The sequence below is a fragment of the Arthrobacter sp. B1805 genome (assembly GCF_002929745.1).
GTDB lineage: Bacteria > Actinomycetota > Actinomycetes > Actinomycetales > Micrococcaceae > Arthrobacter_D.
The window spans coordinates 184,714-203,110 of sequence record NZ_PJIQ01000001.1 but is presented as its reverse complement, the minus strand read 5'-3'; the positions used below and the strand labels follow the sequence as shown (position 1 = coordinate 203,110).

Sequence of the window (18,397 nt, the reverse complement as noted above, 5' to 3'; positions counted from 1 at the left end):
CCGGGATCAGGAGAGGGTGGAGGCGTACGGGTCCCAGTCCTCGGGCAGTGGCTCGGCGGCCGTCGCGGTACTCGAGAGCGAGACGAACTGGCCCGTCTCGATGCTCTCGGAGATGGAGACCATGGCATCGAGCACATGGTAGGCCATCTCGCCCTGCGCGCGGTGCGGGCGGCCCTCACGCAGGGCGCGCGCCATCTCGAGCACCCCACTGCCGCGCGTGGAGGTGGCTCCGACTGCCGGAATAACTTCGGGCTCGTCGGCTCCGCGGCGCGTGAGCATCAGGTCGCCCGTGAAGTTGTTCGGGTCGGGGAACGCGAGCGTTCCCTCTGAACCGGTGACCTCGACGAAGCCGGCGCGCTTGAGCGGCGAATCGAAGCTGAAGATGCTCTGCGAGGACTCCCCGTTCGCGAACTGGGCGATCGCGCTGACGTGGGAGGGTACGGTCACGTCGAAGACCTCGCCGGCCTTCGGGCCCGACCCGATGGTCCGGGTCTCGCGTGACTTCGAGCCGAATCCCGCCACCTTGGTGATCGCGCCGAACGTCTGCACGAGCGTCGTCAAATAGTAGGGACCGATGTCGAAGAGCGGTCCGGCGCCTTCCTGGAAGAGGAATGCGGGGTTCGGGTGCCAGGACTCCGGACCCGGTGACTGCATCAGGGTCAGGGCCGTCAGGGGTACGCCGATGTCGCCGCGTGCCACGAGGCGCAGCGCTGTCTGCAGGCCTGCGCCGAGGAAGGTATCAGGGGCGCATCCGAGGCGGAGCCCCGCGGCATCAGCCGCCTTCAGGAGGCCCTCGCCGCTCTCTCGGTCCAGGGAGAACGGCTTCTCGCTCCAGACGTGCTTGCCGGCGTTGACCGCGGCCGTGGCCACTTCGACGTGCGCGGCGGGGATCGTCAGGTTCACGACGATCTCGACGTCGGGGTGGTTCAGGGCATCCTGCACGCCACCGGACGACGCGACGCCGAATTCCGCTGCCCGCGCTGCGGCGACCTCCTCGAACATGTCCGCGACGATGTGCACCTTCACGTCCGGGAAGCTCGTGAGGTTCGTCAGGTATTCCTTGCTGATGACCCCTGCACCGATGATGGCGACTCCGACGGGGCCCGTGCGCACTGCTCCGGTGCTCATTTCTTCCCCTCGTTCAGGTAGGCCAGGCTGTCGGCGACGGCGGTGAAGATGTCGCCGTCGAAGTCGTCGAGTTCCACGACGGCGGCCTCGAGGCCGGGAACGGCGTCGAGCACGTCCCACACGCGCATCTTGCCCGATCCGACCGCAACCTGCTCCTTGTCGTTCTTCGTCAGCGGACCATCCTTGATGTGGACGAAGCGCACCCGGTCACCGAGGCGGCGGAGCAGCTCCGCCGGGTCTTCGCCGCCTACGGCTGCCCAGTAGGTATCCACCTCGAGCACCACCTCGGGGTCGAGGTAACGGGCCAGGACCTCGAGCCCCGAGGTGCCGTCGATGCGCTCCTCGAGCTCGAACTCGTGGTTGTGGTAGCCGACCCTGATGCCGTACTCCGCGCCCTTCTTGGCTGCGGCATTGAGGGCGTCCGCAGTGGCCTTGATGTCCTCGTCCGAGGTCCAGTGGGACCGTTCCACGTGGGGGTCGATGACCGTGCCGATGCCGAGCTTGCGGGCTGCCTCGAAGATCTCGTCCTGATCGGCGCGGAGGAGCGGCGCGTGCCCGGACGGCGCGGTGAGGTCGTTGGCGCTGAGGGCCTCTGCCAGCTCATCCGCCGTCGCAACGAAGTTGTACGGCTCCACGGCGGTGTAGCCCAGCCCGGCGACGCGTTTGATGGTGCCCGGCAGGTCCTCCCCTATCGCTGTCCGTAGTGTGTAGAGCTGGAGTGAATACGTCACGGAAGATTCTCCTCGCTGAGAAAGTGGGACTACTGAACCGGTTCAGGTAATACGACGAACCTAAGGGATATACCGGGGTCGGTCAAGCAAATCGTGGGGCTATTGTGTAAGCCATGGCCAAGGAAACCATTGCCGGTCTGGCGAAGCGGCTGGGTATTTCGAAGGCATCCGTGTCCTACGCCCTCAATGGCCAGCCGGGTGTCAGCGAGCTGACCCGGCGCCGGGTACTGGACCTCGCGGAGGAGCTCGAGTGGTACCCCAGCTCGTCCGCGCGGGCCCTCTCGCGCTCGCGCGCCGGCGCCGTGGGAATGGTGCTGTCCGCCGATCCGCTGCTGATCGGCACGGAGCCCTACTACATGGGCCTCCTGGCTGGCATAGAGACAGCCCTCGCAGAGGGGGACATGGCCCTGTTGCTGAGGATGGTCGCCAAGGATCCGGCGCAGGAACGGGCTACCTACGAGCGGTGGGCCGGCGAGCGGAAGGTGGACGGCGTCCTCGTGTTCGACCACCTGCACGACGACCCCCGCCCGGCCCTGCTGGAGCGGCTCGGCCTCCCCTTCGTGCTGCACGGCGCTCCGGACACCGGCTCGCCGCCCGCTTTATCGGGTACGACCGCCGACCACGGCGCGGATTCCGCGACGATCGTCCACCATCTCGACGCCGGCGGGCACCGGAGGATCGCGCACGTCTCTGGACCACAGACGTTCCTGCACGAGGAAGAGCGGATCAGGGGCGTGCGGGAGTGCGCAGCGCGCCACGGAATCCGCGTGGAGCACTACGAAGCCGACTACGCACTGGAATCGGGGAGGAAGGCGATGACGCACCTGATCACTGCCGGCTCGGCCGGACCCCCGACGGCGGTGGTCTTCGGCAACGACCTCATGTCCATGGGCGGGCTGCTGGCCCTTCGGGACCTCGGCCTGCGCTGTCCCGACGACGTGGCGATCATCAGCTGGGACGACTCCCTGCACTGCCAGCTCGCCTCGCCGTCCGTCACCGCCCTGTCCCGCAACCCGGGGATGCAGGGACGGGTTGCCGCCGAACTGCTGCTGTCACTGCTCGACACCGGAGAGGTCCAGACGCGCTCCATGCCGGGCAGTGAACTCGTCGTGAGGTCGAGCACCTCGCCCACCTAGGGCCGGCGGCAGTGCTCCTGCCAGTACTCGCCCGACATCGAGGACCCGCGGTTCCCGGGGCCGCACGACACGCGTCGTGAGGCGGGACCGCCCCGCTGGGCGGTCCCGCAGCTACGGTCGATGATTCAGGGGAGGTCGGAAGCGCTTGGAATCGCTTCGTCCAGGGTCAGCAGTGCCGGCTCGTCCGGGGCGCCGGTCAACTCCAGTACTTCCTCCGGCTCGAGGTCCACGACCTGGGCGATGACTTTCGGATCGGTTCCGTGCTCGAGCGCCACGACGACGGCTTCCTTCAGGTTCAACTCCGCGTGATCGAGCTCGAACGCTGCAGTTTCCTTGTCTGCTGCGGCAACGGCGAGCCTGTGGAGATCTGCTTCTGACATTGCTACGGAACCCTCTTCCTCTGGTGCGACCATGTGTCTGCAGACTGGTCGTCGAAACCGCCCCCACGGGTCCTTGCGTCGCTGGCTGCACCTCAATGATTACCCGAAGACCGTCCGCAGCAACAGCATTTTCTTCTGCCGGCCCTGCGTGTCCGCGCTAACCCATCAGCGCAAGCGCGGCTCCGCGGGAGCGGGTGTCGCCGGCGAGGGAAAGGGCGCCCCGTACCCCGGACTCGTCCCCTAACTCCGGCCGGACCACGTACCCGCTGCCCGGGTCGAGGAGCGGGTGACCGGCCAGCGCGCCGCCCACCAGCTTCGCGAGCTGCTCCCGGACGGCGGCGAGCAGGCCGGGCGTCTTCAGCACGCCCCCGCCCACGACGATCCGCTGCGGTGCCGCCGCGTAGGTGACCGTGGCGAGCAACTGGGCGATGTAATAGGAGGAGAGCGCGACGGCGTCCTCCCGCAACGATCCGAGATTCATCCCCGGCCTGCCCCAGCGCGCCTCGATCGAAGGCCCGGATGCGAGCCCTTCCAGGCAGTCGCCGTGGAAGGGGCAGACCCCGGCGAAGGAATCCCGTGGGTGCCTCCTGATGACGAGATGCCCCAGTTCGGGATGGCTGCGCAGCGTGAAGGGCGCGCCGTTCACGACGATACCCACGCCGATGCCGGTACCAACGGTCACGTAGGCGACGTCGTCGACACCCCGTCCGGCACCGAAACGATGCTCACCGAGCGCTGCGCCGGTCACGTCGGTCACGAGACGCACCGGCGTTCCCGGGGCCAGCGCGAGGTGCGTGATGAGGTCCGTGTCGCGCCATCCCGGTTTAGGGGTGGAGGTGATCCAGCCGAAGCGGGGTGACGCGGCGTCGACGTCCACCGGTCCGAACGACGCGATCCCGACGGCGTCGAACCGTCCCTCCACCGCGTGCGGGGCGAGGAAGCCGCGGATGGCTCCCAGCGTCCGCTCCGGTGTCGTCGTGTCGATGCGGGCGTGGTCCACCAGTGTCCCCGGATCCCGGGGATCGGCGACCGCACAGATCACCTTGGTGCCACCGGTCTCGATGCCCGCGATCATCGTGCGATGTCCCCTGCAGACTCGTCGGAGTAGGCCGGCACCAGGGCCGCGCCGTCACCGATGCAGCGGATGACGGGGAACAGTTCGGCCGCCGAGAGGTCCGCCTGCACATCGAGGGGAGCGCCGTCCCGCCTGCTGACGGTGAAGACCGCGGATTCCCCCGGCAGGAGGGTCAGCATCATGTCGTCGACGGTCAGGTCCGGCGCCGATACTCCGAGCTGATCCGCGAGACGGTCCGCGAACAGGCACAGGTCGCGCAGCAGCGACTGCGCCTCGACGGTGACACGGAGTGCACCCTCCTCGATGACAGCACGGGCCGAGAACCGCGGCTCCACGGGCGTGAGTGCCGCATCGGGCCTGAAGAACCAGGTGGAGCGGAAGCCGCCGGCGTCGGCGACGAGGAACTCGCGCTCGCTCGGTGCGACCAGCGCGGCGGGCAGGAGCGAACGGGACGTGCCGTCCGCCGCGGCTGTCAGGCTGACCTGTTCCCGGGCGATCTCCGCACCGTCGAGCCCGAGCCGGCGCACGACGACGTCGGCCGTCCAGTCGCTCAGGCCGTCGTTGACGACGACCACCTCGAGCCCGTCCGGGCCCGTCGGGTCATCGGTCCCGCCGGCAGTGACCGGCACGATTGCCAGAAGCCGTTCGGCGAAGGAGCGCCGGAGCGCATACCAGACGGGCTTCTCGATCCCGTCGCCGTCGACGGCGGACCAGCTCAGCACGGGCCAGCAGTCGTTCAGCTGCCAGATGACCACGCCCGCGCACCGTTCGCGGGTACGCAACCACTCGGCGCCCGCGACCTGGGAGCGGGCCTGCACCATCTGCGTGAGGTAATGCCAGTCCTCGGCCGCCTCCGGCTCGCCGAAGTACGGCGCCAGTCCCCTCGCCAGTTTCTCCATGCCCTCGGCGGCCCGCATGTGGTGTGCCACCTGCGGGTTGCCCGGGACGAGCTCGCCTTCTGTCACGACACGCTGCAGTGTCGACCAGGCGGGCGGCGCGCACCATCCCATCTCGGAGACGAAGGGCGGGTCGACGTCCCGGTAGTGCACGAAGTCGACGTTGTTCCACACCTCCCAGATGTGCACGGGCCCGGAGTCGCGGTCATTCGGGTGCTTGTCGAGTGAGCCTGACCACGGACTGTTGGGCACGTAGGGACGGGACGGATCGAGCCTGCCGAGGACACCCGGGAGCACCTCGGTGTAGAAGGCTGCTCCGTAGGGGCGCCCGTCGAGGATTTCGGACCACCCCCAGTCGTACATGCCCCAGACGCACTCGTTGCCACCACACCAGATCATGAGGCTCGGGTGGGAGGACAGCCGCGCAACGGCCTGCTCGGCCTCCGTGGTCACTGCGTCGATCATGGCGGCCGACTCGTCGTACGCGGCGCAGGCGAAGAGGAAGTCGTGCCAGACCATGAGCCCGCGCTCGTCACAGCCTGCCATGAACTCCTCGGTGGAGAAGTAGCCTCCGCCCCACACGCGCAGCAGGTTGGCTCCGCCGTCGACCGCCTGGTCCAGACGCTGTCCCAGCCGTTCCTCCGTGACCTCCGCGATGAAGGGGTCGTCGGGGATCCAGTTGTAGCCACGCACCCGGACACGGCGGCCGTTGACCACCAGCGCCCACGTGGTCCCGACGGCGTCGGGCTTCTCCTCGACGACCACGGTGCGCAGACCGATGCGCCGCTCGGCGGACGACAACGTCCCGTGCTCGTCCCGCACCTCGACGGACAGTCCGTACAGCGGTTGCCCACCGAGTCCGACGGGCCACCACAGCTGTGGATCGGCGACGTCCAGCCCGAGGACGACGTCGCTCCCGTCCGCCGGGACACTCACTCGCGCGGACTCGGTGCCGTCCGGGGCGGTGAGGACAGCGTCGACCGACAGGCCCGACGTCGGCCCCTGGTGTTCGACACCCACACTCACGCTGACGCGTGCCGCGCCCGCCTCCAACACCACGTCGGGTCGGATCGAATCGATCCGGGCGCGTGACCACGCCTCGAGCCGGATCGGCTGCCAGATGCCGGCGGTGACATAGTGTGGCCCCCAGTCCCAGCCGAAGTTGCACGCGCTCTTGCGCACATAGGGGTAGGGCTCGTCATAGGGGCGGGGCAGCTCGCCGAGCTTGGCCTCGCACTCGTGGGCCGCGTCCCAGGCGGACCCGAACGTGATGTCGAGGAGGTTATCACCGGACACGAGGAGGTGGGCGACGTTCCAGCGATACCCGATGTGCTGGTCCGCGGTCACCGCGATCTCGTGACCGTTCAGCCGGACGGTGGCGAAGGTGTCGAGGCCGTCGGCGACGAGCTCGATGCGGTCTCCCGACAGATCGGCGTTCCACTCGAAGCGCCGCGAGTACGTCCACTGCGAGTGCCCAATCCACATCTGGTCCGCTTCCCGCAAGCCGACGTCCGGGTCCTCGAGCAGGCCGGCGGCCAGCAGGTCGGTGTGGACCTGCCCCGGCACGGTGGCCGGGATCGGCGCACCGGCCGTCGCGTAGGACGGGGCGTCGTCCGGCCCTGCGGTCCAGGTCAGGTTCCAGGCGCCGCCCAGGTCCAGGATCTGTGGGGCGATGGTCGTGAGGTTCATGCACTTACTCCAGTGGTCGGTGTGCAGGGGCTCTTGCGCCTGCGGTTCGGGGGCCTGTAATCAGGCGCTGATGCGTTTTTCCGGGTTGGGGGCCGCTTCCGCGAGGAGCTGCGTGTACTCGTGCTGCGGGTTCAGGATCACGTCGTCGGCCGGCCCGCGCTCCACGATCTCGCCCTTGAACATCACCAGGATGTCGTCGGAGAAGTGACGGGCGGTCGCGAGGTCGTGCGTGATGTAGAACACCCCGAGATTCTCCTCCCGCTGCAGGTCGGCCAGCAGGTTCAGGACGCCCAGGCGGATCGAGACGTCCAGCATGGACACCGGCTCGTCCGCGACCAGGATCTTCGGCTCGGGCGCGAGCGCACGGGCGATAGCGATGCGCTGACGCTGGCCGCCCGAGAGCTCATGCGGTTTGCGTTCCGCCATGTCCGGGTCCAGCCGCACGCGTTCGAGTAGCTTGGTGACGCCGGCCATGACCTCGTCGCGGCCTTTCGCCTTGCCGTGCAGGATGAGCGGGCGCCCGATGTGATGAGCGATCGTATGGTAGGGATTCAACGACGCGAAGGGGTCCTGGAACACCATCTGCACGTCGCTGCGGTATTGCCGGAGGCCGGCACCGCGCCTGCTGACGGGCTCGCCGTCGAGCGTGATGCTTCCCGAGGTCGGGCGCTCGAGCTGCATGAGCAGCTTGGCGAGCGTGGATTTTCCGCTGCCGCTCTGGCCGACGAGCGCAACGGTCCGGCCGCTGTCGATCGAGAAGCTGACGCCGTTGACGGCTTTCAGGGCGCTCGAGTGCCGGCCGTTGCGCAGCCTGTACTCCTTGACGAGATCCTTCACCTCGAGGGCGCTCATGCGTGGTCTCCGTTCTGGATTCGCGATCCGCCGCGGATGAAGTCGCCGCGCTCACCGGTGAGGCTGGGGAAGGATGCGAGCAACTTCTTCGTGTAAGCATGCTGCGGGTTCGTGTACAGGTCGACCGCGTCGCCCAGCTCCACGATCTCGCCCTCGCGCATGACCGCGATGCGGTCGCTGATCTCCAGCAGCAGCGGGAGGTCGTGGGTGATGAAGATGACCGCGAACCCCAGTTCCGCACGGAGCCGCGTGATCTCACGGAGGATCTCACGCTGCACGACGACGTCGAGCGCCGTGGTGGGCTCGTCCATGATCATGACCTGTGGATCGAGGGCCATCGCCATCGCGATCATGACGCGCTGCCGCATGCCGCCGGAGAGCTCATGGGGGTAGGAACGCAGCCGGTCCCGGTCCACGCCCACGCGCTCGAGAAGGTCCCCGCACACAGCGCGTCGGTCCTTCTTCGACATGTCCGGGCGGTGCGTGGAGAAGATGTCCTCCATCTGCCGCTGGATGGTGATCACGGGGTTCAGCGAGTTCATCGCACCCTGGAAGACCATCGCGATCTTGTCCCAGCGGAATGCCCGGAGCTCTTCCCCGCTGAGCTCGTTGAGGTCGATCACGTAGCCCTCGCGGGAGTGGAAGTGGGCGCTGCCGCCGGTGATGACCGCCGGAGGCTTCAGGAGCCGGTTGATGCCGTAGGCGAGGGTCGACTTCCCGCAGCCGCTCTCACCCGCCAGTCCGAGGATCTCCCCTCGGCCGAGGGACAGTGTCACGTTCTTCACTGCCCTCACGACGCGGTCGCCCTTGTACTCGATGCTGAAGTCGTCCATCGTCAGGACGGGGTGCTCGCGGGCCTCGGCCGCACGCTCGCTGCGGCGCTCCCGTCCCGGCCGGGCCGCCGGCGCCCCGCGATCGCCGAGGTCGGTGATACTGACGCCGACGGCACCTGATTCCTGGTTGATGCTGCTCACAGGACGTCCTCCTTGGTGGCTGCGCGCAGTTCGGCCTTCGAGAGCTTCCAGGAGCGGCGGGTGGCGCGCGTCTGCGAGCGCAGCTTGGGGTTGATGATCTCGTCGATGGAGAAGTTGATGAGTGCCAGCGCCGCGCCGAACAGTGCGATGAGCAGTCCCGGTGGGACGAACCACCACCAGGCGCCGAGCCGCAGGGCGAGCCCGTTCTGGGCGAAGTAGAGCATGGTGCCCCAGGTGAAGGAATCCGCGGCGCCGAGGCCGAGGAAGGACAGGCCCGCCTCACCGAGGATCGCGAAGATCACGGCGAACACCACCTGCGAGGCCAGGAGCGGGATGAGGTTCGGCAGGATCTCGACGCCGAGGATGCGCCAGGGCTTCTCTCCCGACACCCGGGCCGCAGCGACGTAGTCGCGGTTGCGCACGCTGAGGGTGAAGCCGCGCAGCACGCGCGCAGAGCCCGCCCAGCCGGTGATCGCCAGCACCACCGACACCAGGAGGATGCTCTTCTCGGGCACGTAGCTGGAGATGATGATGACCAGTGGAAGGCCCGGTATCACCAGCATCACGTTGGTGAACAGGGAGAAGGACTCGTCGAGCCAACCGCCGAAGTAGGCGCCGATGATGCCGAAGAACGCGGACAGGAACAGGGTCAGCACTCCGACGATCAGGCCGACGGTCAGCGATCCCCTCGTCGCGTAGGCCAGTTGCGCGAAGACGTCCTGGCCGGTCTGCGTGGTACCGAGGATGAATCCGTCAGCGGGGCCGGCGAGGCCGACGTTGTTGACCTGGGACGGATCCCCGACGAAGAACGGTGCGATGATCCCGAAGAGGGTGATGCCGCCCGCGATCAGGAGTCCCGTTGCGAGCTTCGGGGTCATGGGCGGCAGGGAGCGCTTGGGCCGGGAGGAGCGCGCACTCGCGGCGGCGATTCCCGGGTCCTGGGTGGTGGTGGTCATGGCGGATCCTAGTTTCGGGCCCGGGTGCGGGGATCGATGATCGAGTAGAGGAGGTCGACGAGCAGGTTCGCGCCGAGGACGGAGAGCGTGATCACCAGGAAGAGTCCCTGCATGAGCGAGTAGTCGTTGCTGCCCACCGCGTTGAGGAGGGCCGAGCCGATGCCGGGGTAGGAGAACACCGCTTCGGTGACGATCGAGCCCGCCACCACGAAGCCGAGCGAGATGGCGAAACCGGCGACCGAGGGGAGGACCGCGTTGCGTGCGGCGTAGGTGGTCATGATCCTCATGGGCCGCAGTCCCTTTGCCTCCGCCGTCAGGATGTAGTCGTCCGAGAGCGTGGAGACCATCATGTTGCGCATACCGAGCATCCAGCCGCCGACGGAGGAGATCACGATGGTCAGGGCTGGGAGGGTGCCGTAGTAGATCACGCTGCCGATGAAGGCCCAGTTCCAGCCAGGGCTCACCTCGTAGACGTTGTAGCCACCGTTCAGCGGGAACAGATCCCACATCCCGCCGAGGACGAACAGCAGGATCAGCGCAAGCCAGAAGTAGGGGACCGACTGCAGCATGGTGGTCACCGGGATCAGGTTGTCCAGCCACGAACCGCGCTTCCACCCGGCCAGCATGCCGAGCCCGACGCCGAGGACGAAGGAGATGACGGTGGCGATCCCGATGAGGCCGACGGTCCACGGCAGTGTCTGCCCGATGATGTCGGTGACGGAGGCGGGGAAGAAGGCCACGGACGTCCCGAGGTCGAGGGTGAACAGCTTGCCCAGGTACTGCCAGTACTGCACCACCAGCGGCGCCTGGGTATTGGTCCCGAGGAGGAGCTCGACGGCCTCGCGCGCCTCGGGTGTCACCGGCCCGCGCTGCGCGAGCTTCGCGAGCATGATGTCCACGGGGTTCCCCGGGAGGAGCCGCGGAAGGAAGAAATTGACCGTCAGCGCGGCCCAGAAGGCCACGAGGTAGAACCCGAGCTTCTGAAGGATGTATTTCATGGATATCGACTTTCCACAGCTGGTCGAGGCGCGGCCACGGGCGGGGCGAAGCATCGCGAGGACGCTTCGCCCCGCTCATGGCTCGGGGTGGAGGGCTGCTTACTCGGCAGGCGTGATGTTCTTCAGCACGATGCCGTTGTCCCAGGCCTTCCAGGTGGCCGCGAGGGCATAGGGGTCCTCGTTCGTGGGCCAGCCGGTGGCGCGCTCGGTGCTGAACTCACTCAGGAGTGAGTTCACATAGATCGGGATGTACGGCATGTCCCGGACGATCTCCTCCTGGATGATGCCGTACTGCTCCTTCTGGACCGCCTCGTCGTTCGTCGACCGTGCGGCCGCGAGTGCCGCGTCGACCTTCGGATTGCTGTAGCGCGAGGTGTTGTTGTTCAGCGCGGACTCACCCACCGGCGTCGTGTTCGCCGAGTTGTACCACTTCTCGTAGGAGTAGTACGGGTTGTTGGAGGGCTGCAGGCCGATCGACTCGAGCGTGAGCTGGTACTGACCGATGTTGAGGTTGTTGATCCACTCGTTGTAGGTGATCGACGTCGGGTTGAGCTCGATGCCGACCTCGCGCAGCTGCTGCGACATGGCGTCGTTGAGCGAGATGAAGTCGCTGTAGCCCGTCACGGTCTGGATGCCGAGCGAAAGCCTCTCGCCGTCCTTCTCGCGGATGCCGTCGCTGCCCTCGACCCAGCCGGCGTCCTCGAGGATCTGCTTCGCTTCCTCGACGTTGGCGTTGGCGGGAGTCTCGAGGTTCTCGGGGTCCGCGATCCAGTCGGCGTCGCGCTCGGGAATGACCAGCGTGGGTGACGCCGTCTCGGCGAAGCCACCGCCCGCGAGCGCGTTGAGCTGCTCGCGGTCGATTCCTTGGTAGATGGCCTGGCGCACCGCGGGGTCGGTCTGCGGTCCCTCGCATCCCAGCTCCTCGTTGGAGCAGGTGAAGATCGACGCCGTGAGAGCGGGGGTGTTCACGTAGGAGAGGTTCTCGTTGTCCGCGAGGATCTGTTCGAGGCCGGGCAGGAAGGAGCTCATCCAGTCCACCTCTCCGGCCAGCAGCGCGCCGGTGGCGGCATCGGCGCTCTCGAGCGAGATGTAGCGCACCTCGTTGATGGCGGGCTTGCCCTCCTCCCAGTAGAGGTCGTTCTTCTCGAGGAGGTAGCTCTGCGGCGTGAAGTCCTTGACCTTGAAGGGGCCGGTTCCGACGGGGTTGGAGTTGACTTCCGTGATGGGATCCGTGACGTCCTTCCAGATGTGTTCGGGCACGATGCCGCGGTTGCCGAGCACGCTCGGCTCCTGCATGAAGGAGTTCTCCTGGAAGGTCAGGACCGCGGTGGTGTCATCCGTGGCCTCCGCCGTTGCCGAGAGCCCGGTGGTGTTGAGTTCCGGGGTCTTGTTGACGAGGTTGAAGGTGAAGGCGACGTCCTTCGCGGTGAAGGGCTCGCCGTCGGACCACTGAACGCCCTCACGTGTCTTGATGGTCAGCTGGGTGCCGTCCTCGTTCCATTCGAACGATTCGGCGAGCAGGGGCGTGGGTGGCTCGTCGGACGCCGCGTTGTACCAGAACAGTGGCTCGAAAATCACGCCCAGGGTGGGCTGCAGCGCGGTCGATGAGAACGGGTTGAAGTTCTCCGAGATGGTTCCTGTGGCGCCATTGAAGACGGTGACGGACGAGCCCCCGGAACCGCCGCCCCGAGTCGATGCTCCCCCGCCGCCTGCGCAGCCACTGAGGGCGAGGGTTGCGACGCTGAGCATCGCGGCAGCAGCCAGGCCCAGTCGCCTGGAGGCCGAGAGTGTTGAGGACATCTTTGTACCTTTCATCTGTGGGCGGCCACGGTGCCGCCGGCCGGTTCGACCACCTGTGAACGAACCGTTGACTACTTTCTTAGGTCACTTTATTATCTAAGTCAAGTAAGTCAGTGGCTTACGTCTCATCCCAGACCCGCCGGAATGCCTTTCGAAGGAGAACTGCATTGCTCCGTCATGAATCCCGGTCCTCGTACCGCAGACGATCGGTGACGGCGCTCGTGGTCGTCGGCGCGCTCGCTGCTGCGCTCGTATCGGCCGGCCCCGCTTCGGCAGCCCCACCGGCACCCGGCGCCCAGCGCGGAGGTCCTCCGGTCGCCGTCGACCTCGTGGACGGCAGCGCCACTGCAGAAACGCGCTCCCTCTTCGCCTACCTGCAGTCGGTGCGCGGCACCGGCATCCTGTTCGGGCACCAGCACACCACCGATTACGCCGTCACCGATCCCGCGCCGGCCGGGCTGGCGTCCGACGTGAGGAACGGAGTCGGTGACTTCCCGGCGATCTTCGGCTGGGACTCCCTGATCCTCACGGGCGACGAGCGCCCGGGCATCCAGGGTGCGTCCCTGGAGGAGAACGCCGAACTGCTCGTCGACGGGATACAGAAGGCCGACGCGCTGGGTGGAATCAACACCATCAGCGCCCACTTCCCGAACTTCGCGGCGGGCGGGCGCTACAACGACACCGGCGGCAACGCCGTCCGCCAGATCCTGCCCGGCGGGCCGGACAACGCCGCATTCCTTGACTACCTGGATGCCTTCGCGGACGTCGCCTCGAAGTCCGTCGACGAGTCCGGCCGGCAGATCCCGATCATCTTCCGGCCCTGGCACGAGAACAACGGCGGCTGGTTCTGGTGGGGCGCAGGCCACACCACGAGTGCCGAGTACCAGGAGATCTTCCGCTATACGGTCGAGTATCTTCGCGACACGAAGGGTGTCCACAACTTCCTGTATGCCTACTCGCCCAACGGGACGTTCGGTGGTACCGATGAGACCTATCTGAAGACCTACCCCGGCGACGACTTCGTCGACATCCTGGGATACGACCTGTACGACGGGACGAACGGCAGCCAGCAGTGGCTCGATTCTCTCGTCGCGGACACCGCCATGATCTCCCGACTGGCGGACGAGAAGGGGAAGATCTCCGCTCTGACGGAATTCGGCATGAGCGGGGCGCTGAAGCCCAACGGCCAGAACCCCGACCTGCAGTGGTACACCAGCATCCTCGACGCGTTGCGGAGCAATCCCGACTCGGCGCGGATCGCGTACGCGCAGACTTGGGCGAACTTCGGCCTCGAACAGCACTACGTGCCGTACCCCGCCTTCGGGACGACGCCGGAGCACGAACTCATGCAGGACTTCCGTGCGTTCCACGCCGACCCCGCGAGTTATTTCGCGGGCGACCTGACGAATGTCTTCGACCGGCGCACCACGCCGGTCAAGCAGCAGCCGAGCGTCCACATCGTCACGCCGACCGATCGCCAGCGCGTCACCGGCACGACGGCGACCATCCGCGTCAGCGCGACCGGTGTCAGGAAAGCCAGCGCCACCTACACGGTCGACGGCGGGCCTGCACAGCCCCTTGCACTCGACGAGCAGGGCTACTACACCGGCACCTACACCATTCCGGACGGCAACGTGGAGGCGCGCACGGCGACCGTGCGCGCCACCGTCACAGAGGGCAACGGCCGGGGTTCGAAGGCCACTTTCACGGATTCGGCGCTCCTCCTCCTCGGACCCGCCCCCGTTGCCGTGCCCGGCGTGGTCGACACCTTCGAGGGTTACTCGGGAGACGATGTGACCCTCGACGAGACGTACACGAGCGCCGGAGTCAATTCGATCGCCCATTCGACCGAGAACAGGGCATCCGGCAGTTACGGTCTGTCCTACAGCTACGACTTCACGTCGCAGAGCTACACGGGCATCGGCCGGACGGTGGATCAGGACTGGTCCGGTTTCACGACCCTCGACGCCTGGATGCTTCCGGACGATTCCGGTACCGGCGCGACTTTGCAGGTCGTGGCCGACGGGATCTACTTCGAGTACAACGTGCCGCTGTCCGGCACCGCGCCGCTGCAGCTATCAGCGCCGTTCTCGGAGTTCGCGCCGGCGTCGTGGGACACGGCACACGCCGGTGCCGTCCTCGATGCGGCGAAGCTCGCGAAGGTCACGCAGTTCAGCCTCTACCTGGGCCAGGGTGGTGCCGGCGTCACCAGCGGCACCGTCTACGTCGACGACATCATCGCGAGGTAGTACCGCGCATTCCTGCCGGCGGATGCCTCTCGCCCGACGACGACGGCTTCGTGCCGTCGTCGTCGGTGGGGTGTTGCTGTTGGTAGTACGACCCGACCCTGCTGGTCCGTCCCAGCCCGATGGCGCGAGGCCTACGATGGGCAGATGCGCAGCGCCGATACCCGCCCCCTGCCCGCTGAACGTGATGCCGAGGCCCGGGGCCTCGGCCTCACGCTTGTACCCAGGGGCGACGACGGTGCATTCGACGCTGCCGCGACCGGGCAGGGCCTGACGCCGGACGACGGCGTGAAGACGATGGTGGTCAAGGTCAGCGGAAATGAGACTGTCTTCGTGCTCATCCCTGGGACCCGGCGCCTGGACTGGGTGAAGCTGCGGTCTCTGCTGGCCGTCAACAAAGCCGCCCTCGTGACGCCGGAAGCGGCGCTGGAGGCAACGGGCTACGCGTCCGGAACCATTACCCCACTGGGCAGCGCGAGCGTCCTTCCGGTGTATGCCGACGAGCGGATTCGGGGGCGTCGGATCGGCATGGGCTCCGGGTCCTCGGACTTCCTCCTGTTCACCGACGCCGACCCGCTCCTGGACTCGCTCCAGGCCGTCGTCGGGGACATCACCTCCTGATCGCCCGTCGCTTACCCCACGATGCGGGAGTAGCAAACCGAGCGAGCCTCACCTGCGCAGGCGCCGAAACTCGTGCTGCTTTCTACTGCTGCGCGGTAGGCTCGAAAGTTTCTCCTTCAACTTTATTAAGCCCTGCGCTATCATTGACCGTGATCGAAAAGACCCGCCGCCGCGAGTCCTCCCGGGGCAAGGTCATCGATCTGATCCGCTCCAGCGGACCCATCAGCCGTGTGGAACTCGCCGAGAAGACCGGACTGACACAGGCCACCATCTCCACGCTGGTCCGGACCCTCCTGACGGAGGACATCATCGTCGAATCGGGCCGTGGGGAATCCACGGGCGGCAAACCACGCATGTTCCTGGAACTCAACCCGGCATCCCGGCTCGGAGTCGGAGTACACATCGGCCAGGACTACATCACCTACATCATCGCGGACCTGCGCGGCCACGTCATCGGCAGGCGACGCGTCGACGGCCCTGGGGACACCTCTCCCCTGACGGTGGTCAGCCGGATGACCAGGGATATCGACGCACTCATCCTCGAGTCCGGTGTGGACCGCAACAGCATCGTGGGGATGGGCATCGCGACTCCGGGCCCGCTGGACCGCGCTGCAGGTACGGTCCGAAACGCTCCGTCCCTCGAGATCTGGAGCGACTTCCCCATCCGGCGCGCCCTGTCCTCTACCACCGGCTTCCACTGCGAGTTCGACAATGACGCGACGGCAGCGGCCATCGGCGAGTACTGGCTCGGTGCCACCGAGGGCTACGCGAACTACGCCTCCGTCTACATGGGGTCCGGCATCGGCTCGGGCATCGTCATGGACGGCACCATCTACCAGGGCGTTAGCTCGAATGTCGGCGAGATCGGGCATGTCACGGTGGATGCGAGGGGACTGCAGTGTCCCTGCGGCAACATCGGCTGCCTCGAGCTGTATGCGAGCCCGAGGATCGTCGTCGCGCAGGCAGCCGAAGCTGCTGCCCGGGGCGACCTCGACATCCCGCTCACGGGAGTGATCTCCGAAGACTTCGCTGCCGTGGGGACGGCCGCGACGAACGGTGACGAGACCGCCCTGCGACTGATGCACGAGTCTGCCGAGTACGTGGCGAGCGCGGTGATCTCAATGGTGAACCTCCTCGACCTGCAACTCATCGTGCTCGCCGGCAGCGCCTTCTCGACCGCCGGCGGCTTCTATGTGGACATCATTTCGGAGGCCCTGTCGCACCGGGCCATGGCACGGGCCATTCATCCCGTGGAGGTCCGCCTGTCGGTCAACGGGAACGACGCGGCGGCCCTCGGGGCCGCAACCCTGGTCCTGCAGGACCGATTGTCCCCGCGCACCCTGCGGTCGGTGTCCTTCGCCTGATCCGACCCGCGCCGGACGATGACGCCTACCGGGGAAGACGGGAACCGGGAACCGGGCGAGCCCTCCGTCCTGCGCGAGAACTGCAGGAATCCTTCGTCATCCTTGGGCTCGCAGCGGCCCACAGGACAGGGCTTCCGGGGACAATGGGAGACGTTCCGCCGCCAGGGTGGAACACGGCGCTCGGGCACCCGCCCGGCGTCGAGGGCAAACCCGGCGCGAGCCGGGGACGCAAAGCCACGGGACCCACGCGGTCAGCCGGGCTACCGACCAGGTAGGTGCCGATCATGCTTCCAGCCACCGCTACCCCATCATCCGTTGGCCCCGTCCGCGGAACAGCCTTCCGGCTCCTCCTCCTCGCCACGGCGATCGCCACCCTCATGGTCGGGCTGGCTCCTCCGCCCGCCCAGGCGGCCCCGGCCCAGCCGGCAAGGATCACGCTCAGCAGCACCTCCGGAGAGCCGGGTACGCCGGTGGCCGTGACGGGAGCAGGATTTCCCAAGCGGAGCAAGGGAACAGTGGTTGCCGGCAGCGCCAAGGTGGCCATCACGACGACGTCCACAGGCTATTTCCAGACGTCGATCATGATGCCTGCCCAGCCGGGTCAGGTCACGGTCACGGCTACGGTCGGTGCCGCCGTCGCGACAGCTGCCTTCACCGTCGTCGAACCCGCACCCGTGAACGACTCCCCCAAGTCCCTCCGGTTCGGGATCGGCACCAACGGCGGGCCCTCGGCCGGCGGCGAGCTGGACGAGGTGGCCGCCCTCGCGGGAGAGGCGCCCTCGATCGTGCTCTCCTACAAGGACTTCAACCAGCCGGCGCCGATCGCGGAGCTCGACGCAGCGCGCGCCCGCGGAGCGGAGACCCTCCTGACCTGGGAGCCCTGGACCTGGGGAGGCGGCACCTCGCAGCCCGCCTACTCCCTCGACCGGATAGCCGCCGGGGACTACGACGCCTACCTGCGCGAATGGGGCACCACTCTCGCGACATGGGGTCACCCCGTGTACCTGCGGTTCGCTCACGAGATGAACGGCGACTGGTACCCGTGGGCCGAAGGCGTCAACGGCAATGGCCCAGGTGACTACATCGCGGCCTACCGCCATGTACACGACGTCGTCGCATCGACCGGGGCCAGCAACATCAGCTGGGTCTGGAGCCCGAACGTCCCCTACTGGGGCTCGACCCCGCTCGAGGCGCTGTACCCGGGCCAGGGGTATGCGGACGTCGTGGCATTGGACGGATACAACTGGGGCACGTCGCAGTCCTGGAGCGGCTGGCAGGAACCCGAGGCGCTGTTCGGCGAAGGCCTGGCCCAGCTCCGCACGCTCGCTCCCGGCGTCCCGATCATGATCGGGGAAACCGCCTCGGCCGAGAGCGGCGGATCGAAGGCCCAGTGGATCACCAACCTGTTCGGCTATCTCTCGGCGCAGCAGGATGTCATGGGGCTCGTCTGGTTCCACATCAACAAGGAAACCGACTGGCGCATCAACAGCACCACGGCCTCGGCTGATGCGTTCAGGGCCGGCCTCGCGAGCCGCCGCTGACCCACCGGGT

The 18,397-nt window shown here is 67.3% G+C and carries 15 protein-coding genes and 1 riboswitch; of the genes, 5 read left to right on the top strand and 10 right to left on the bottom strand.

The features are described from left to right. Positions 1 to 6 precede the first annotated feature (6 nt). Complete coding sequence (locus tag CXQ96_RS01045; RefSeq protein ID WP_104116176.1) at positions 7 to 1,128, bottom strand: Gfo/Idh/MocA family protein; 1,122 nt, start codon at positions 1,126 to 1,128, stop codon at positions 7 to 9. Continuing rightward, entirely contained in the window at positions 1,125 to 1,859 is a 735-nt protein-coding gene (locus CXQ96_RS01040; protein ID WP_104116175.1) for a sugar phosphate isomerase/epimerase, read from the bottom strand. Before CXQ96_RS01040 ends, CXQ96_RS01045 begins: the two co-directional genes overlap by 4 nt. Before the next feature lie 113 nt (positions 1,860 to 1,972). On the opposite strand from CXQ96_RS01040, the gene CXQ96_RS01035 reads away from it, so the two are divergent. Beyond that, positions 1,973 to 2,995 (top strand): LacI family DNA-binding transcriptional regulator, encoded by a 1,023-nt coding sequence (locus CXQ96_RS01035; protein ID WP_104116174.1) that lies wholly within the window; start codon positions 1,973 to 1,975, stop codon positions 2,993 to 2,995. Between the two features lie 125 nt (positions 2,996 to 3,120). On the opposite strand, the gene CXQ96_RS01030 is transcribed toward CXQ96_RS01035, so the two are convergent. The 8 genes from CXQ96_RS01030 to CXQ96_RS00995 form a co-directional block, all read right to left on the bottom strand. Beyond that, on the bottom strand, positions 3,121 to 3,375 hold the full coding sequence (locus tag CXQ96_RS01030) for a hypothetical protein (protein ID WP_104116173.1): 255 nt from the start codon (positions 3,373 to 3,375) through the stop codon (positions 3,121 to 3,123). A 157-nt stretch (positions 3,376 to 3,532) separates the two neighbouring features. Then, positions 3,533 to 4,450 (bottom strand): ROK family protein, encoded by a 918-nt coding sequence (locus tag CXQ96_RS01025; protein WP_104116172.1) that lies wholly within the window; start codon positions 4,448 to 4,450, stop codon positions 3,533 to 3,535. After that, the gene (locus CXQ96_RS01020) at positions 4,447 to 7,035 is read right to left on the bottom strand and encodes a beta-mannosidase (RefSeq protein WP_104116171.1); all 2,589 of its coding nucleotides are present in this window, start codon (positions 7,033 to 7,035) and stop codon (positions 4,447 to 4,449) included. The genes CXQ96_RS01025 and CXQ96_RS01020 overlap by 4 nt, the downstream gene beginning before the upstream one ends. Positions 7,036 to 7,095: 60 nt before the next feature. Beyond that, entirely contained in the window at positions 7,096 to 7,887 is a 792-nt protein-coding gene (locus CXQ96_RS01015) for an ABC transporter ATP-binding protein (RefSeq protein WP_104116170.1), read from the bottom strand. Beyond that, positions 7,884 to 8,720 (bottom strand): ABC transporter ATP-binding protein, encoded by an 837-nt coding sequence (locus tag CXQ96_RS01010; RefSeq protein WP_104116460.1) that lies wholly within the window; start codon positions 8,718 to 8,720, stop codon positions 7,884 to 7,886. Before CXQ96_RS01010 ends, CXQ96_RS01015 begins: the two co-directional genes overlap by 4 nt. Before the next feature lie 137 nt (positions 8,721 to 8,857). Then, complete coding sequence (locus tag CXQ96_RS01005) at positions 8,858 to 9,817, bottom strand: ABC transporter permease (RefSeq protein WP_104116169.1); 960 nt, start codon at positions 9,815 to 9,817, stop codon at positions 8,858 to 8,860. An 8-nt stretch (positions 9,818 to 9,825) separates the two neighbouring features. After that, on the bottom strand, positions 9,826 to 10,815 hold the full coding sequence (locus tag CXQ96_RS01000; RefSeq protein WP_104116168.1) for an ABC transporter permease: 990 nt from the start codon (positions 10,813 to 10,815) through the stop codon (positions 9,826 to 9,828). Between the two features lie 99 nt (positions 10,816 to 10,914). Further along, positions 10,915 to 12,615 carry an ABC transporter substrate-binding protein gene (locus CXQ96_RS00995; protein ID WP_104116167.1) on the bottom strand — a complete coding sequence of 567 codons (1,701 nt, stop codon included), beginning with the start codon at positions 12,613 to 12,615 and terminating at the stop codon, positions 10,915 to 10,917. Positions 12,616 to 12,782: 167 nt separating this feature from the next. Between CXQ96_RS00995 and CXQ96_RS00990 the strand changes: the two genes are divergently transcribed. From CXQ96_RS00990 to CXQ96_RS00975, 4 genes are all read left to right on the top strand, one after another. Next, complete coding sequence (locus CXQ96_RS00990; RefSeq protein ID WP_104116166.1) at positions 12,783 to 14,864, top strand: glycosyl hydrolase; 2,082 nt, start codon at positions 12,783 to 12,785, stop codon at positions 14,862 to 14,864. Between the two features lie 144 nt (positions 14,865 to 15,008). Continuing rightward, entirely contained in the window at positions 15,009 to 15,482 is a 474-nt protein-coding gene (locus CXQ96_RS00985) for an aminoacyl-tRNA deacylase (RefSeq protein WP_104116165.1), read from the top strand. A gap of 149 nt (positions 15,483 to 15,631) precedes the next feature. Continuing rightward, positions 15,632 to 16,846 carry an ROK family transcriptional regulator gene (locus tag CXQ96_RS00980; RefSeq protein ID WP_104116164.1) on the top strand — a complete coding sequence of 405 codons (1,215 nt, stop codon included), beginning with the start codon at positions 15,632 to 15,634 and terminating at the stop codon, positions 16,844 to 16,846. Between the two features lie 193 nt (positions 16,847 to 17,039). Then, positions 17,040 to 17,114: riboswitch (cyclic di-GMP riboswitch) on the top strand. Between the two features lie 16 nt (positions 17,115 to 17,130). After that, entirely contained in the window at positions 17,131 to 18,387 is a 1,257-nt protein-coding gene (locus CXQ96_RS00975) for a glycoside hydrolase family 26 protein (protein WP_181036313.1), read from the top strand. The last annotated feature ends 10 nt before the right edge of the window (positions 18,388 to 18,397 follow it).

What these genes read in the sequence shown, in the direction of transcription:
- CXQ96_RS01015 (WP_104116170.1), bottom strand. Translation starts at nt 7,887, where the DNA reads ATGAGCGCCCTCGAGGTGAAGGATCTCGTCAAGGAGTACAGGCTGCGC.
- CXQ96_RS01020 (WP_104116171.1), bottom strand. Translation starts at nt 7,035, where the DNA reads ATGAACCTCACGACCATCGCCCCACAGATCCTGGACCTGGGCGGCGCC.
- CXQ96_RS01045 (WP_104116176.1), bottom strand. Translation starts at nt 1,128, where the DNA reads ATGAGCACCGGAGCAGTGCGCACGGGCCCCGTCGGAGTCGCCATCATC.
- CXQ96_RS01035 (WP_104116174.1), top strand. Translation starts at nt 1,973, where the DNA reads ATGGCCAAGGAAACCATTGCCGGTCTGGCGAAGCGGCTGGGTATTTCG.
- CXQ96_RS00975 (WP_181036313.1), top strand. Translation starts at nt 17,131, where the DNA reads ATGCTTCCAGCCACCGCTACCCCATCATCCGTTGGCCCCGTCCGCGGA.
- CXQ96_RS01005 (WP_104116169.1), bottom strand. Translation starts at nt 9,817, where the DNA reads ATGACCACCACCACCCAGGACCCGGGAATCGCCGCCGCGAGTGCGCGC.
- CXQ96_RS01010 (WP_104116460.1), bottom strand. Translation starts at nt 8,720, where the DNA reads ATGGACGACTTCAGCATCGAGTACAAGGGCGACCGCGTCGTGAGGGCA.
- CXQ96_RS00995 (WP_104116167.1), bottom strand. Translation starts at nt 12,615, where the DNA reads ATGTCCTCAACACTCTCGGCCTCCAGGCGACTGGGCCTGGCTGCTGCC.
- CXQ96_RS01025 (WP_104116172.1), bottom strand. Translation starts at nt 4,450, where the DNA reads ATGATCGCGGGCATCGAGACCGGTGGCACCAAGGTGATCTGTGCGGTC.
- CXQ96_RS01030 (WP_104116173.1), bottom strand. Translation starts at nt 3,375, where the DNA reads ATGTCAGAAGCAGATCTCCACAGGCTCGCCGTTGCCGCAGCAGACAAG.
- CXQ96_RS01000 (WP_104116168.1), bottom strand. Translation starts at nt 10,815, where the DNA reads ATGAAATACATCCTTCAGAAGCTCGGGTTCTACCTCGTGGCCTTCTGG.
- CXQ96_RS00985 (WP_104116165.1), top strand. Translation starts at nt 15,009, where the DNA reads ATGCGCAGCGCCGATACCCGCCCCCTGCCCGCTGAACGTGATGCCGAG.